Genomic DNA, 15,218 nt, shown 5'->3' with positions numbered 1-15,218 from the left:
CGCCCGCCGTCGCGGCACTCGACGTACGGAACACTCAGACGTTATCGGCACCGGTTTCGTCAACCCGTTCCTGTGCGTCTTCCTGCGACACGCCGCCCTCTCCCTCGGTCGACCACTGCCACGACGCAACCTCGGGGATATCTTCGCCGTGATCGCGGGTGTACTGCCGCGCCGCGAGCCGTGCGTCCTGCATGGCCTGCCGCAAGGAGGCCGCCCGGGCACCGAGCCCCGGCACCCGGTCGATCACGTCGATGACGAGTCGGTAGCGGTCCAGGTCGTTGAGCATCACCATGTCGAACGGTGTGGTGGTCGTGCCCTCCTCGATATATCCGCGCACGTGCATGTTGTCGTGGCCGTGTCGCTTGTATGCCAACCGATGAATCAGCCAGGGATAGCCGTGATAGGCGAAGACCACAGGCTTGTCGGTTGTGAACAGCGCGTCGAACTCCCGATCGCTCAGCCCGTGCGGGTGCTCCGACTCGGTCTGCAGTCGCATGAGGTCGACAACGTTGATCACGCGCACCTTGAGGTCGGGCAGATGTTCTCGAAGAAGGGATGCCGCGGCGAGCGTCTCGAGGGTCGGCACGTCTCCCGCGCAGGCCAAGACCACATCGGGCTCTTCGCCCGGCACTTCGGTGCCTGCCCAGTCCCAGATTCCCAGTCCGCGGGTGCAGTGGGCGATGGCCTCGTCCATGGTGAGCCAGTTCGCCTGCGGCTGCTTGCCCGCCACGACGACATTGACGTAATCGACCGATCGCAGAACGTGATCGTACGTCGATAACAGCGTGTTGGCATCCGCTGGCAAATACACACGAACGACGTCAGCCTTCTTATTGACGACATGATCGATAAAGCCAGGGTCCTGGTGGCTGAAGCCATTGTGGTCCTGGCGCCAGACGTGGCTCGACAACAGGTAGTTGAGGCTCGGAACCGACCGTCGCCACGGGATATCGCCCGCGGTCTTGAGCCACTTCGCGTGTTGGTTGAACATCGAGTCGATGATGTGGATGAACGCCTCGTAGCAGTTGAACAGACCGTGCCTGCCGGTGAGCAGGTAGCCCTCGAGCCAGCCCTGGCACTGGTGTTCGCTCAGCACCTCCATTACCCGACCGGCTCGAGCGAGGTTCTTATCGACCGGGAGGAGCTCAGCGTTCCACTGCTTGTCGGTGTACTCGTAGACCGAGGGCGCCAGCCGGTTGGACGCGGTTTCGTCTGGGCCGAAGATGCGGAAGTTGGTGGGATTATCGCGAATCACGTCGGCCAGCCAGATGCCGAGCACTTTGGTCGCCTCGGCGGTGGTTGCGCCTGGCGCTGGAACGTCGACCGCGTAGTCGCGGAAGTTGGGCAGTTCGAGGTCACGCCGAAGCACTCCGCCGTTCGCGTGTGGCGTTGCGCTCATGCGCAGCTCGCCAGCCGGCGCCAGCGCCGCGATGTCGCTGCGGAGCCAGCCGTTCTCGTCGAAAAGCTCTTCTGGACGGTACTTCTTGAGCCAGTTCTCGAGGATCTTCGTGTGTTCGTCGGTGTCGCGGGCGTTGGCGAGCGGAACCTGATGGGCCCGCCAGGTGTTCTCGACGGGGAGCCCGTCAATCTCGGCTGGGCAGGTCCAGCCCTTCGGAGTGCGGAGGATGATCATGGGCCACCGCGGCCGCGTGACATCTTCGCCCGCGTCCTGTTGTGCCTGCGCGGTGCGTTTGATCTCAGCAATCTCGTCGAGCACAATGTCGAGAGTCTCGGCCATGCGGGCGTGCACGAGCATCGGATCTTCGCCGTCGAAGCCACCAGACACGAGGTACGGCGTGTGCCCGTATCCGCGCATCAAGTCGAGAAGCTCGTTCTCCGGGATGCGTGCCAGCACGGTGGGGTTGGCAATTTTGTAACCGTTGAGGTGGAGGATCGGCAGAACAACGCCGTCCTGCAGCGGGTCAACGAATTTGTTGGAGTGCCAGCTGGTGGCGAGAGGCCCGGTTTCTGCCTCGCCGTCGCCGACAACCGCCGCCACCAGAAGGTCGGGGTTGTCGAAGGCCGCACCGTAGGCGTGGCTGAGTGCGTAACCAAGTTCACCGCCCTCGTGGATGGACCCGGGCGTCTCGGGGGCGACATGGCTCGGGATGCCACCCGGGAAGGAGAACTGCCGAAACAGTCTCTTCATGCCCCGCTCGTCTTGCGTGATCGGTGAGTAGATCTCGGAATAGGTGCCATCGAGCCAGGCGTTCGCCACCATCCCGGGACCGCCGTGACCCGGGCCGGCGATGTAGAGCGTCGGCTGGTTGCGCTCGGCGATTACCCGGTTGAGGTGGGCGTAGACGAAGTTGAGCCCAGGCGTCGTTCCCCAGTGGCCCAGCAATCGCGGTTTGATGTGATCTTTGGTGAGGGGCTCACGAAGGAGCGGATTGTCGAGCAGGTATATCTGCCCGATGGAGAGATAGTTTGCGGCCCTCCACCACGCGTCGATGCGAGCGAGCATGTCAGTGTCTACCGTCGTGGGAGCCATGGGGTCATCCTAGGAACCCAACACGCATCCGCGATAGTGCCGTTAACGAGAAAAGACCCCTCGCGCACCCGCCAGAGCCCGGTTACCCTTGCTACGTTTCCGTCCTGGGGGAGTTGGCCTGGATGGCGCCACGCGAGGAGCCGACACCTATTCTACAGACATTGTGAGGCCTTGTTTGCCTGTCGGGCCAGCATGCGGTCAGACGCATCCGAAAGGCACGGTAGGATAGCTGAGGTTGAATCGCTCCGGCGAGGAGATCGGCCAGGAGAATTCGCCTAGTGGCCTATGGCGCACGCTTGGAAAGCGTGTTGGGTTAACGCCCTCGGGGGTTCGAATCCCCCATTCTCCGCCACAAACCAGAACGCGCCTCTCGAGAAGACGGGCGCGTTCTGCCGTTAACCGCTTGTCGCAGTGTCCCCCAAACTGTGGATAGTGTTACTCGACGCAACAGGACACACTTACTCCGGGGGACGGGGACGATGACGGTAACAGGCACGACGACAGTGACGGTCCGGGTTCGTCGCGGCCTGCTGGCGCAGGGCGTTCTGGCCCTGCTTGCGCTGAGTGTTCCGATCATGATCGTGCTCTACTGGTTGACCATCCCGGCTGGAACCTGGGGCTGGGTGGGCGCCGCACAGGTCATCGTTCTGGTGGTCGTTCTCATCGCCGCCTACCGCTACACCCGGGTGAGTGTCACGGTCACCCCGACGACAATCGTTGAGGTGCGGTTCTTCGGCGGCGAAAACCGGACGAACATCACCGATATCGAACGTGTTCTCATGCTCGAGATGCACCGCACCATGGCGTCACAGTCACGACTGCAGATGTTCGTGCTCGACGCGAGCGGCCGACCGCTCCTTCGCATGCGTGGCGAATACTGGAGCCGCAACAGCATCAACCGCATCGCTGCCCAGTTGGGAACCGCTCCGATCGAACACATCGACCACCCGGTCACCCTCGATGAGCTTCAGACGTCGCGCCCCGAAATGCTGTATTGGTTCGAACGGCGACCGATTCACTTTCCGTGAGGAATGGCATCCGCTCGCTTATGATCGTTCGATCGCCATGCCAAAGCTCGTTCCCGTATCGGTGCTGGATGCAAGCTCGGTGAAGCCGAGCCGGCGGTAGAACGCACCGGCGTTGATGTTGTCAGCGCCCATGGTGAGGTGGAGGCCCCGAACGCCTCGCTCAGCGAGCGCCGACCGCAGGGTATCGATGAGCCGACGTCCTAGACCCTGGCCCTGCGCTTCAGGCAGCAGGTCGATGTGCAGGTGCGCCGGGTAGTCGTCGACCTCGGACACGAGCATGCGCTCCGGGTCTGCGGCCGACGCGAGGATGCCGGCTTCGGCGTCGGACACCGTGCCACCATACTTCCCCGCGACCGACGGCCACCAGGTGTCGCTGAACCAGCGGGCGAAGGCGCGGGTGTCGGCGGTTGCGATCACGTAGCCGACGACACGCTCGCCGTCGTCAGCCACAAACGCCAACTCGGGTTCGGTGTCGACGTACGGCAGTGCGTAGATGTCGGGGAGCAGGTCATCGCTCGAGTACATGCCGGAGGCGTCCTGCCCGGTCGCTCCGGTGCGCACGCACACGTCATAGACATCGGCGCGGTCGCCGGGGCGGTACGGGCGAATCGTGATCACGGTGCCGATTCTACGCACGGCGATAGGGTGGCGGCATGAGCAGTTGGCGTCCGGCAACCGTCGAGCAGAAGTGCGCCGAGTGGCAGCTCACAGCGGTCGGCGCCGCCATGAGCACCCCGTCCTCTGTCCTCCAGCCGGTCCTTCGCGGCGGCGAACGCGCGATGCTCAAGGTGGCCCGATTAGAAGAAGAAGCGAACGGATGCCGCTTGCTCGCGTGGTGGGACGGCCGCGGTGCCGCGCCGGTCTTCGAGCACGACGACCAGGCGGTGGTGGTCGCCTGGGGCGGCGGCTCGCTCGTTGAGGTGGCGGCATCGGGCCACGACGACCGGGCCACCCGTGTGCTTTGCGAGGTGGCGGCGCGGTTGCACGCGGTGTCGCGCGCGGACTTCGCGGCCAGGCCGGCCGGTCTGATCCCCTTGGACGAGTGGTTCCGCTCCCTGTTCGCCCGCCCAGACAGCGACGGCTTCTACGCCCGCGCAGCGCGGGTTGCGCGACGCCTGCTCGAGCGGCCGACCGACTCCGCTGACCTCGTGGTCTTGCATGGCGACCTGCACCACGACAACGTGCTCAACTTTGGCGATCGACTCGGTTGGCTCGCCATCGACCCGAAGTTTCTGATCGGCCATCGGGCGTTCGATTACGCAAACATCCTCTGCAATCCCGAGCCGGCACTCGCCGAAACCCAGTTCGACCGGCGGCTGACGGTTCTCTCCGAGCTGGCCGGGCTCGACGAGATCGAGCTGATCGAGTGGACGGTAGCCTGGACCGGCCTCAGCGCGAGCTGGTTCGCAGCCGACGGGAATCACGCCGCCGAAGCACAGGCGTTGCGAATCGGCGCTTTGGCTGAGCGCCGGCTGGCGAGCCGATAACCCGTTAGCGTCGCCGCCGGGTGCCGAAGATGCCCTCAACCACCCCGGTGAGAATGGTCTTCGTCGCCCGTGAGGTGAGCACCTGCTCCAGCACGGTCTTCTCGCTGCGAGTGGTACGCCGACGAGCCGTGCCCTGAGTTCTGCGGAGCAACCGCTCGTACTCCGCATCCGCCTTCTTCTGTGCGGCCGCCTGCGCCTTGTCGATCGCGGCCTTCTGCTTGGCGTACTCCGCCTCGGCCTTCGCCCGCTGAACCGCATCCTCCTCCGCGGCGGCCGCCTGATTCGCGGCTTCCAGCTTCGCACTGAGGATTTCGCGCGCGGACTCCCGGTCGATCGCAGTGCCATACTTCACCAGCAAAGCGGATGCGTGCACTGCCGCAGCAAGGTCGGCATCCGGTCGCGGAGACATCAGGCCCTGAGGTGCGCGCAGCCGTGTCCACGCCACTGGCGACGGAGCACCCCGCTCGTTCATCACCGTCACGACGGCCTCGCCGGTTCCGAGCCCTGTGAGGACTTCGGCCAGGTCATACGCCGATGTCGGATAGGTGGACACCGTGGCGCGCAAGGCCTTGGCATCGTCTGGAGTGAACGCGCGCAGCTGGTGCTGTACGCGCGAGCCGAGCTGCCCGAGGACATCGGCGGGCACGTCCTTCGGTGTTTGGGTGACGAAAAAGATGCCCACCCCTTTCGACCGAATGAGTCGCACCGTCTGGGTGATCTGCGCCAGGAAGTCCTTCGACGCATCCCGGAACAGGAGGTGCGCCTCATCAAAGAAAAACACGAGCTTCGGCTGGTCGAGGTCGCCGACCTCGGGCAGGTCGTTGAAGAGGTCAGCGAGAAGCCACATCAGGAAGGTGGAGTAGAGGGCGGGCCGGTCCTGTACACCGGGCACTTCAAGCAGGCTAATGATTCCTCGACCGTCTGCGGTCGTGCGGAGGAACTCGGCCGTGTCGATTTCCGGTTCACCGAAGAACACGTCAGCACCCTGGTCGGCGAACGTGATCAGTTCCCGAAGGATCACGCCGACCGTCGCGCCGGAGAGTCCGCCGAGTTCCTTCAGCTCGCCCTTTCCCTCGTCGCTGGCCAGGAACGTCAGCACCGCGCGGAGGTCGGTGAGGTCAAGCAGCGGCAAACCCGCCGACTCGGCGTAGTGAAACACGAGCCCAAGACTCGACTCCTGTGTGTCGTTGAGGCCGAGAACCTTGCTGAGCAGGATCGGGCCGAAACCGGCGATCGTTGCCCGTATCGGGACTCCCCTTCCCACCCCGCCGAGCGAAAAGTATTCGAGCGGAAAGGACGCTGGCGCCCAGTCCTGGCCGATTCCCGCAGTGCGGGACAGTAACTTGTCATTCCCCTCCCCCGGCACCGCCATTCCCGACAGGTCGCCCTTGATGTCTGCAGCGAAGACCGAGACCCCGTGTGCACTGAGTTGCTCGGCGAGAACCTGCAGTGTGCGGGTTTTGCCGGTTCCGGTCGCTCCGGCGACGAGCCCGTGGCGATTCATCATGGCGAGCGGAATCCGCACCTGGACGTCGGGCACCGGGTCGCCGTTGACGAGCGCCCCCATTTGGAGCGCGGCGCCCTCAAAGGCGTAGCCGGCGCGAATACGATCCATCTCACCGTCATCGAGCGGGCCGGCTGCCGGGGTTGTAGCCGGCGCGTCCGGGACGGGCACCGGCACACTCGGTGGATCCGAGAGATCAGGCACCGATGCGGTGGCCGCGACCGCTGACCGAGTCGCCGCGTCGGTGGCTGCGGCAGCGGATTTCTCCGCGGCGTCGTGCGCGGCGACGGTGGTCGCGTTGGCGGCGGCCTGGGCGTTGACGGATGCCGTGCGGGCCGCCTCCGACGCGGCATTCGTTTCGTCATTCTTAGCCGCTGTCGCCGCCGCGGCTGCGGATCGCGCATCGGTATCCGCCGCATCACCGTCGGCGTGGGCATGCGCCAGCGCGTCGGCCGCTTGGGCCTCGGCGTTCGCCCGCGCGGCCGCGGCGGCGTCTTCCAGCCGCTGGAGCGCAGCGGCCGCCGCCGCTTGGGCTTCCGAAGCCGCTGTCGCGAGGGCCTCAGCTTCGGCGCGGGCGGCCGCGAGGGGGTCGGTCGGGGTCGTCGCGTCGTCGCTCATGCCGAAAGCCTAGGCGGGCAGCACCTTCTCGGCGAGGAATTCGTTGACGAAGACGCGGTTCGGGTCGAGCTTCGCGGCAAGCGCCCGGAAGTCGTCGAGTCGTGGGTAGACGCGCTCGAGTGCGGCACGGTCGGCTGTGAAGACCTTGCCCCAGTGCGGGCGAGCGTCGAACGGGGCAAGGGCCGATTCGAGCTCCGGCAGGAACGCCTCAACCTCGGCTTGCCTCTTGAACCAGGTGAAGTGCAGTCCGACCGCGTCGGTCTGGAACGCCGAGCTCAGCCAGAGGGAGTCCTCGGCAATCGTGCGCACCTCACAGACCTGCAACAGCGGCGAAATCTTCGAGGCGAGTTCCCGCACAGCGGCGAGCGCCGCCACCGCGTGGCGACGCGGAACGAGGAACTCTGACTGCAGTTCCTCACCGTTTGACGGGGTGAAGTCGAGCCGGAAGTGCGGCAGACGGTCGAGCCAGGCTCCCGCGACGCCCATTTGTGCGGTGCAGTTCACAGCCGAGATACCCGGCAACGGGTGACGATCGGCCGGTGCTGGGACAGCACCGAAGAGGTCTGCCGGTGGCGCGGCATCCGTTTTCGGACGTCTCTTGAGCCAGACCTGGTCGATCACGTCGGGGTTACGCCAGGTGGTGAAGAGCGAGACGCTGTACGCGGCGCCGGTGATGGCGTCGAAATTCGCGACGGCCTCGTCGAATCGGAGTCCTTCGAACACGGTTTGAGCGACCTCGTAGGTCGGTTCGATATCGAGGGCGACCCGGGTGACGATGCCGAGGGCGCCCAGGCTGACGACGGCACCGTCGAAGTCGGCGTCTCCGCGGCGGAGCTGCAGAACCTCTCCGCTGGCCGTGACGATTTCGAGCGCAGCGACGGATGCCGCGAGTGAGCGCACGCCGTTTCCGGAGCCGTGGGTTCCGGTCGCGATGGCTCCACCGATCGAGATGTGTGGAAGCGAGGCGAGGTTGGAGAGCGCCCAGCCGTGCTTCTGCAGTTCACTCGCCAGGTCGCCGTACCGCATACCGGCACCGACCGTGACGAGTCGCTCGTACTCCTGGATGTGCGGAGCGAAGGTGAGGTTCGCGGTTGACAGAAGCAGGTCACTCGAGTCGGCGATCGGGTTGAACGAGTGGCGGGTGCCGAGCGCTCGAACGGCGGTGGAACCGGCGAGAAGCTGCTGCACCTCCTCGACACTCGATGGCGCTTCGATGCGCGCGGCCCGGTAGGCGTGGTTGGCTGACCAGTTGGTTCCGACGGTGAGAGTCACGGGAGCCTTTCGCTTGGAATTCTCCTTATTCTGTCGGCTTTGTCGAGTGCAACGCCACCGCGCGAGGTGTTTCGACGGCGTGCACAGCGGATTTTGTGGTTCAAAGCGCGAAATTCTCGTGAGGTGCGCGACGCTAGGGTCGGAGCGTTCTTGGGCGCATCAGGGCGAGCTGCTGAACCAGGTCCGTGCGCACGGTGATGCCCGAGCCAGGACCGGTCGGAACGGCGAGCCGCCCCTTCGAAAGAACAAACGGCTCAGTGAGGTCCTCGCGGTAGTAGCGGTCGGAGGCACTCGTGTCGCCGGGCAACGTGAACCCGGGTAGTGCGGCGAGCGCCACGTTCATTGCCCGCCCGATTCCGGTCTCGAGCATGCCGCCACACCAGACAGGCACACCGCGCCCGACGCACGCGTCGTGAATGGCGACAGCGGGCAGATAACCGCCGACCCTGCCCGGCTTGATGTTGATGATCGACGTCGCCCCACGCTCGATCGCGTCGATCGCAATCCCGACCGACACGATGGACTCGTCAAGGCACACCGGTGTCGATATCACTCGTGCCAGTTCGACGTGCGACGCGATGTCTTCCTCATCGAACGGTTGCTCGATCAGCAGCAGGTCGAACTCGTCGAGCTGGCCCAGGTGCGCAATGTCATCCCGCGTGTACGCCGTATTGGCGTCAACCTGCAACCCGAGATCCGCACCGATGAGCTCTCTCACCCGGCGCACCGGCTCGATGTCCCAACCCGGCTTGACCTTGAGCTTGATCCGTCGGTATCCCGCGTTGACGTACCCCTGCACTTCAGTGAGCAGCTCGTCGATCGTCGGGCTGATGCCGACAGACACGCCGCATTCCACCTCGGTGCGCTCGGCTCCCAGGAAGGTGGCCATGCTGATTCCGGATGCTCTCAGTTCGGCATCGAGGACGGCCGCCTCGAGCGCGGCCTTGGCCATTCGGTGCCCGACCACCGGAGCAAAGAGCCCAGTGAGATCCCGCGCCTGTACCGCTGTCGCGCTGAGAAGCAGCGGCGCCAGATGCCGTTCGATCACCTGGGCACATCCATCGACGTACTCCGAGCTGTAGTTCGGGGCCGCGCCCGCCACGCACTCGCCCCAGCCCACACCGCTATCGGTGTGCAGCTCGACGAGCAACACATCGCGCTCCGTTTCGCGTCCGAAGCTCGTCTCGAATGGCCGCACGAGCGGCATCCCGACGCGGTGCAGAGTGATCGATTCGACTCTCATCTGCCGACCCTATCGCCCACTCCAAAATACTTCTCGCCCGAGGATGCCTCGCGGGCGTAGCCTGAGCGGCGACTCACTCGAACTCACTACGGAGGTTTCCATGGCCGAGCTCTCACCGATCCAACCCTGCTTGTGGTTCACCGACAACGCCCGTGAGGCGATGGAGTACTACGTCAGCGTCTTCCCGAACTCGTCGATCACCTCGATGGCGAGTTACCCCGACGAGTCCCTCGACGAACACTTCACCGGCATGTCCGGCAAAATTCTCAACGGGCAGTTCACCCTCAACGGCATCGACTTCGTCTGTCTCGACGGCGGACCGGCGTTCAGCTTCACCGAGGCGATCTCGTTCGTGGTGTCCTGCAGCGACCAGGCTGAGATCGATCGGTACTGGGCGGCCCTGTCCCACGTTCCTGAGGCGGAACAGTGCGGCTGGTGCAAAGACCGCTTCGGCATCAGCTGGCAGATCATTCCGGCACGCATGGGCGAGCTCACCCGTCGCCCCGAGCAGATCCAGGTCATGATGGGCCAGAAGAAGATCGTGATCGACGAACTCGAGAACGCCTAAGCTCAACGCCCGCCGGTGATCGGCCTGTTCCGCTGTGCAATCCCCGCGACGCCATAGGGGTAGTCGTCCATCTCGGGAGCGCTGGCATCGGTCAGCCGCTGTAGCTCCTCACTGCTGAGCTTCAGATCAGCCGCGGCCATGTTGTCGGTCAGCTGCTCGACGGTGCGCGCTCCCAGGATGACGGAGGTCACTGCGGGTTGAGCGCCCAGCCAGGCCAGCGCGACCTGCGCCGCTGACACCGAGTGGGCCTCGGCGCTGTCCTTCACGGCGTCGAGCACCCGCCAGGTGCGCTCAGACGCGTTACGCGCCTCCCACGCCTCCATCCCGCGTTGCGGATTCTGACCAAGGCGGGTCTGCCCGGTCGGCGACACGTCGCGCTCGTACTTGCCACTCAGCCAGCCGCCCGCGAGCGGCGACCACGGCAGCAGCCCGATTCCCGCGTCGAGTGCCGCTGGCACCACCTCGTGCTCAATGTCGCGCACCAGGAGGTTGTACTGCGGCTGCAGGGTGACCGGCGCCGAGAGCCCTCGTGCCGTCGCGACCCCGACCGCCTTCGTGAGCTGCCAGCCGAGATAGTTGGAGAAGCCGTAGTACGAAATCTTGCCAGCGGTCACCGCGTCATCGAGGAAACGCAGCGTCTCCTCGATCGGCGTGATCGCGTCCCACGCGTGCATTTGGTAAAGGTCGACGTGCTCAACACCGAGTCGCGTCAGCGACGCGTCGAGGGCAGCACGCAAGTGCCGCCGTGACAGTCCCACATCGTTGGGCCCCTCGCCCATCGGGAACCTGCCCTTGGTGGCCAGCACAATCTGCCCGGCTTCCGTCGGATGCTTCGAGAGCCATCGGCCAATGATTTCTTCCGAGGCCCCGGCGCTGTACACGTCCGCGGTGTCGAAAAAGGTCCCTCCGCCCTCGACGAATGCGGTCATGATGTCACCCGACGTCGTTTCGTCGGCTTCAGCGCCAAACGTCATGGTTCCGAGTGCGTGAGCTGAGACGACGGCGCCTGAGCAGCCGAGAGTACGGTATTCCATGTAATCCCCTTCGATCGAAGCTCCGACGATACCGACTGCCGGAAGCGGACTGAAGGGGTTGCGCCCGGCTACGTGAAGACGTATCCACCGTTCACGTACGTCACGCTGAGGCCCTCGGAGAATGCCGGATCGAACACCGCTCGCGACGCCGCTCGAAACTCGGCAGCTGCAACAGGGTCGGTTCGACGGAGCTCCTCAAAATCCATATGCAAGTCAAAGCGGATGCCACGTGCGGACATTCCGAGATCGGCATGCGTCGGTTCCGCCCGGGTGATGGAGCGGTCGATCGCCTCGGCAACCGCCGCTGAATCGAGCGCCCAGCTCACCTCAAACCGGTCACTCGCATCCGAGCCGGAGATGGCGTCACCCAGGACCCCATAGAAGTCGGGCAGCCAGGCGCGGACCGCTGCACCGAGCTTGTCGAGGTTGAGGTGAGCGTTGCGGCGAATCAGCGGGTCGAAGGTCCAGCGCACCTCGGTGACGCCGTGGTCGAGGGCCAGCGCGCGCTGGGCGAGCTTCAGTGCAAAGCCCACTCCGCCTCGAGCCGCGGGGCGTACAGCGGCCACGTGGGAGTGCACGTGCAGGCCGTCGTCCCAGCCGAGCACACCGACGAGCGCACCGATGGTCGCACCCGCCCTCTCGGCGATCAGCACGGTGTTGCCGGCATGCGCGACGGCCTGGATGAACGACGGGTCCGGACCGGTTCCTCTCCCCCAGGTGTCGTCGAGCAGACCGGCGATTGCGGCATAATCCGCGAGCGAGGTGGCCGACCGAACGACGCAGCCCGCAGCATCCGCCGCCGACTGTGCCTGAACCCGGGCGTCCGTCACAGAACGGGTTCCTCGCGATCGGGTACGGCCGCTGACTTTTTATGTTTCGGTTCACCGGAAATCCGTGAGGCGAACGGTGCCCAGAGGATAAGCACAACACCGGCGCCGAGTAGCGCCCCGCCGATGGTGTCTGTGAGCCAGTGCGCGCCGAGGTAGGTGCGGGAGAACATCATGAGCGCCACCCAGATGGCACCGGCAGCCCAGACCCAGACCCGCGGGAAAATGATGCCGAGGGCGACGGCCATCGTGGCCGCGTTTGCACTATGCCCTGACGGGAATGAACCGAAGTCGCTCGTCACGAGCATCTCTTCAGGGCGCGCGCGCCCCACGATGGTTTTCAGGAGTTGCACCACTCCAACGCTCGCGAGCGACGCCACAGCGAAGAACAACGCTGACCACGGCCTCTTAATCAGGAGGAGCACAATCACGATCAGGATGGGCAGGATGTAGGCACCGAAAATGCCGCCGCCGAGCCAGTTCATGCCGTACGAGAGCCACTCCAGGAACGGGAGCCTGTTTTCATCGAAGACCTCTTCACTCCACTCCGAGTCGATCATGAACGGAAGAGTGTTGCCGCGTTGCAGGATGAGCAGGCCGAGCACCACCCCGAGGACGAGCGTGATGCCACCGGAGATGTACGGCCAGCGATTGGTGACGCGCCGAGCGCTCGGGTCTGCGTTTCTCTCTGACATTTCTTTATTCTGCCGTGGGCACCGGGATTGCGCCCGTGATGCAGGACCGTTGACAGAACGACGCTGGCCATGTAGGCCCCTTTGCGAGGGAACTCCATGGCCAGCGCTGCTGTATCAGTTGAGCCTTCGTGCCGGGTTAGCCCACCGTTTCGGCGAGGCTCAGCCCGGTGACCTCGACCCGCACGAAGCGTTCCGCGTCAAGACCGACCGGAGCGACGTCGCCGGTGATGTCGATCCGGGTTTCCGTCTCGCGCTCGTCGCACGACGGCCCGACCCAGAGCTCAACGGCTCCGGGCTCCACAATGCGCCGCATTTTCGCGTCGGAGAACGCCAGCCGCGTCGTCGGGACCTCGAACTCAACGGTCACCGCCTCGCCAGCGGCCAGGGTCACCCGTGAGTAACCGAGCAACTGCGCGACCGGTCGAGTGACACTCGCCTGCACATCCCGGGCATAGAGCTGCACGACGTCAGCGCCCGCGAGCGCTCCGGTGTTCTGCACACGCACGCGCGCCGTGAAGGCTGCGCCCGCCTCGACCTCGGCCGAATCGACGGTGAGTTCACTGTGTTCGAACGACGTGTACGAGAGTCCGTGCCCAAACGGCAACACGGGGGTACTCGACGCACTCGTGATCTCCGACGGTCCGCCGAGAATGGGGTGCAGGTACGAGTACGGCTGCGCGCCGGCCGACCGGGGCAGGGTCACCGGGAGACGACCCGACGGGACGACGCGACCGCTGACGACTCCGGCGATCGCTCCGCCGCCCTCTTCGCCCGGGAAGAACGCCTGCACCACGGCACGCGGAGCAGACTCGCCCGCGATCGCCCAATCGATGGCGTACGGTCGGCCGGTGAGCAGCACGAGCACAACCGGAGTTCCTGTAGCGACGACGCGCTCGATGAGCTCGCGCTGCACACCGGGCAGTTCAAGGCTCTCCACGTCGTTGCCCTCGCCGACCGTGCCGCGGCCGAAGAGCCCGGCACGGTCACCGGCGACAATCAGGGCCACCTCGGCGTTGCGTGCGGCCTCAACCGCCTCATCGAGTCCGGAGCGGTCGTCGCCGTCCACCGCGCAGCCGCGCACGACGGTGATGTCGCTCGCCGGCAGTTCGGCGCGGATGGCGTCAGCGAACGACGGGATCTCGAGTCCCAGCGGCACCTCGGGGTGGTGTGCGAGCACGTGGTTGGCAAACGAGTAGCAGCCCATGAGCGCCTCGGACGACTCGGCGTTCGGCCCGATCAGCGCGACGCGACTCGGCGCGCTGGCACCGGTCCCGAGAGGCAGGGTCCCGTCGTTGGTCAGCAGCACGATCGACTCCTCGGCCAGGCGGCGGGCAACGTCCCGGTGCGCCGGTGAGTCCAGGTCGATCGACTGCGGTGGCGCGTCGAAGGTCTCGTCGAGCAGGCCGAGGTCTTCCTTCTCCGCGAGCAGCCGAAGAACGGCGCGGTCGACGATGGCCACATCGGTCTTCCCTGACCGCACCCGTTCTGCCAGTGGCTCGAGGAACGCGTCTCCGGTCGGCAGCTCGATGTCGATACCGGCCTGGAGCGCGAGCTGGGCGGCGTGCCCCAGGTCTTCGGCGACAGCGTGCATGACGTGGAGGAAGGCGACCGAGAAGTAGTCAGAGACCACAACACCGTCGAAGCCCCACTTCTCGCGAAGCACCTCGGTGAGGTAGGTGTCGTCTGCGGCCATCGGCACACCATCGATCTCGGCGTACGAGTTCATCACCGAGCGCACACCACCGTCGAGCACAGCCATCTCGAACGGAGGCAGCAGCACATCAGCGATCTCGCGCGGTCCGGCGTGCACCGGGGCGTGGTTCCGGCCGCTTTGCGACGCGGAGTAGCCGACGAAGTGCTTGAGTGTCGCGTGCACGCCCTCGGACTGCAGCCCACGAACGTACGCGGTAGCGAGTGTTCCGACCACATAGGGGTCCTCGGCGATGCACTCATCCACGCGTCCCCAGCGAGGGTCGCGAATCACATCGAGCACCGGAGCGAGGCCCTGGTGAATTCCGAGCGAACGCATCGACTCACCGATCAGCCGGCCCATCTCCTCCACCAGCTCGGGGTCGAATGATGCACCCCAGGCCAGCGGCGTCGGGAAGGTCGCGGCCTGCCACGCAGCGAGCCCGGTCAGGCACTCCTCGTGAACGAGCGCCGGAATTCCCAGTCGGGTCTCTTCCTTGAGCCGGCGCTGCTCGGCCCACAACCAGTTCGCGCGCTCGATCGGTTCAACCGGTCGCGTGCCATAAACCCGCGTGAGGTGTCCGAGCCCGTGCTGGGTGGCATCCGCATACTTGCCGGAGCTGGCCATCTCGCCCTGCATCGGGGCGACGATGTCGGGGCCCTGGTCGACCCAAAAGCCGACGAGTTGCGCCAGCTTCTCTTCCAGCGTCATCTGCGCGTGCAGCTCACGCACTCGCGCCGACGTTTCAGGCATGCCTGAAT

Annotated in this window: 12 protein-coding genes, 1 tRNA gene and 1 other RNA gene; 4 read left to right on the top strand and 10 right to left on the bottom strand. The window is 65.4% G+C overall.

Annotation, left to right across the window (positions count from 1 at the left end):
* Positions 1-34: 34 nt before the first annotated feature.
* Complete coding sequence (locus tag L1277_RS10620) at positions 35-2,491, bottom strand: phosphoketolase (protein WP_253376361.1); 2,457 nt, start codon at positions 2,489-2,491, stop codon at positions 35-37.
* 48 nt (positions 2,492-2,539) lie between these two features.
* Positions 2,540-2,636, bottom strand: an RNA gene (gene ffs, locus L1277_RS10615) — signal recognition particle sRNA small type.
* A 119-nt stretch (positions 2,637-2,755) separates the two neighbouring features.
* Between ffs and L1277_RS10610 the strand changes: the two genes are divergently transcribed.
* Together L1277_RS10610 and L1277_RS10605 are read left to right on the top strand one after the other, a co-directional pair.
* Positions 2,756-2,843 (top strand) — tRNA-Ser (locus L1277_RS10610).
* Between the two features lie 127 nt (positions 2,844-2,970).
* Positions 2,971-3,519 (top strand): hypothetical protein, encoded by a 549-nt coding sequence (locus L1277_RS10605; RefSeq protein WP_253376360.1) that lies wholly within the window; start codon positions 2,971-2,973, stop codon positions 3,517-3,519.
* Positions 3,520-3,537: 18 nt separating this feature from the next.
* Here L1277_RS10605 and L1277_RS10600 read toward each other — a convergent pair whose 3' ends face one another.
* Positions 3,538-4,137: a GNAT family N-acetyltransferase gene (locus L1277_RS10600; protein ID WP_253376359.1), complete on the bottom strand. Its 600-nt coding sequence runs from the start codon at positions 4,135-4,137 to the stop codon at positions 3,538-3,540.
* A 35-nt stretch (positions 4,138-4,172) separates the two neighbouring features.
* On the opposite strand from L1277_RS10600, the gene L1277_RS10595 reads away from it, so the two are divergent.
* Entirely contained in the window at positions 4,173-5,006 is an 834-nt protein-coding gene (locus tag L1277_RS10595; protein WP_253376358.1) for an aminoglycoside phosphotransferase family protein, read from the top strand.
* Between the two features lie 4 nt (positions 5,007-5,010).
* Here the strand turns inward: L1277_RS10595 and L1277_RS10590 are convergent, their stop codons facing one another.
* The 3 genes from L1277_RS10590 to menC all read right to left on the bottom strand — a co-directional run bounded on the left by L1277_RS10590 (position 5,011) and on the right by menC (position 9,643).
* Positions 5,011-7,128 (bottom strand): helicase HerA-like domain-containing protein, encoded by a 2,118-nt coding sequence (locus L1277_RS10590; RefSeq protein WP_253376357.1) that lies wholly within the window; start codon positions 7,126-7,128, stop codon positions 5,011-5,013.
* Positions 7,129-7,137: 9 nt separating this feature from the next.
* The gene (locus L1277_RS10585) at positions 7,138-8,400 is read right to left on the bottom strand and encodes a D-arabinono-1,4-lactone oxidase (RefSeq protein ID WP_253376356.1); all 1,263 of its coding nucleotides are present in this window, start codon (positions 8,398-8,400) and stop codon (positions 7,138-7,140) included.
* A 133-nt stretch (positions 8,401-8,533) separates the two neighbouring features.
* Positions 8,534-9,643, bottom strand: coding sequence for an o-succinylbenzoate synthase (gene menC, locus L1277_RS10580; protein WP_253376355.1), 1,110 nt, complete (start codon positions 9,641-9,643; stop codon positions 8,534-8,536).
* Between the two features lie 100 nt (positions 9,644-9,743).
* Between menC and L1277_RS10575 the strand changes: the two genes are divergently transcribed.
* Positions 9,744-10,211 (top strand): VOC family protein, encoded by a 468-nt coding sequence (locus tag L1277_RS10575; protein ID WP_253376354.1) that lies wholly within the window; start codon positions 9,744-9,746, stop codon positions 10,209-10,211.
* Between the two features lie 2 nt (positions 10,212-10,213).
* Here the strand turns inward: L1277_RS10575 and L1277_RS10570 are convergent, their stop codons facing one another.
* From L1277_RS10570 to L1277_RS10555, 4 genes are all read right to left on the bottom strand, one after another.
* On the bottom strand, positions 10,214-11,245 hold the full coding sequence (locus L1277_RS10570) for an aldo/keto reductase (RefSeq protein WP_253376353.1): 1,032 nt from the start codon (positions 11,243-11,245) through the stop codon (positions 10,214-10,216).
* A 68-nt stretch (positions 11,246-11,313) separates the two neighbouring features.
* A complete protein-coding gene (locus L1277_RS10565; protein WP_253376352.1) occupies positions 11,314-12,075 on the bottom strand; it encodes a hypothetical protein in 762 nt (253 codons plus the stop codon).
* A complete protein-coding gene (locus L1277_RS10560) occupies positions 12,072-12,767 on the bottom strand; it encodes a phosphatase PAP2 family protein (RefSeq protein ID WP_253376351.1) in 696 nt (231 codons plus the stop codon). Before L1277_RS10560 ends, L1277_RS10565 begins: the two co-directional genes overlap by 4 nt.
* 136 nt (positions 12,768-12,903) lie before the next feature.
* Positions 12,904-15,210 (bottom strand): glycoside hydrolase family 3 N-terminal domain-containing protein, encoded by a 2,307-nt coding sequence (locus tag L1277_RS10555; RefSeq protein WP_253376350.1) that lies wholly within the window; start codon positions 15,208-15,210, stop codon positions 12,904-12,906.
* Positions 15,211-15,218 lie beyond the last annotated feature (8 nt).

The sequence above is a fragment of the Okibacterium sp. HSC-33S16 genome (assembly GCF_024171565.1).
Taxonomy (GTDB): Bacteria; Actinomycetota; Actinomycetes; order Actinomycetales; family Microbacteriaceae; genus Mycetocola_A.
Note: the sequence above shows the minus strand (reverse complement) of the source record. Positions and strands in the feature narration are given on the sequence as shown.

Bases quoted from the DNA above. Each gene is read 5' to 3' on its own strand.
- L1277_RS10570 (WP_253376353.1), bottom strand. From the start codon at position 11,245: ATGGAATACCGTACTCTCGGCTGCTCAGGCGCCGTCGTCTCAGCTCAC.
- L1277_RS10590 (WP_253376357.1), bottom strand. From the start codon at position 7,128: ATGAGCGACGACGCGACGACCCCGACCGACCCCCTCGCGGCCGCCCGC.
- L1277_RS10605 (WP_253376360.1), top strand. From the start codon at position 2,971: ATGACGGTAACAGGCACGACGACAGTGACGGTCCGGGTTCGTCGCGGC.
- L1277_RS10620 (WP_253376361.1), bottom strand. From the start codon at position 2,491: ATGGCTCCCACGACGGTAGACACTGACATGCTCGCTCGCATCGACGCG.
- L1277_RS10555 (WP_253376350.1), bottom strand. From the start codon at position 15,210: ATGCCTGAAACGTCGGCGCGAGTGCGTGAGCTGCACGCGCAGATGACG.
- L1277_RS10575 (WP_253376354.1), top strand. From the start codon at position 9,744: ATGGCCGAGCTCTCACCGATCCAACCCTGCTTGTGGTTCACCGACAAC.
- menC (WP_253376355.1), bottom strand. From the start codon at position 9,643: ATGAGAGTCGAATCGATCACTCTGCACCGCGTCGGGATGCCGCTCGTG.
- L1277_RS10560 (WP_253376351.1), bottom strand. From the start codon at position 12,767: ATGTCAGAGAGAAACGCAGACCCGAGCGCTCGGCGCGTCACCAATCGC.
- L1277_RS10595 (WP_253376358.1), top strand. From the start codon at position 4,173: ATGAGCAGTTGGCGTCCGGCAACCGTCGAGCAGAAGTGCGCCGAGTGG.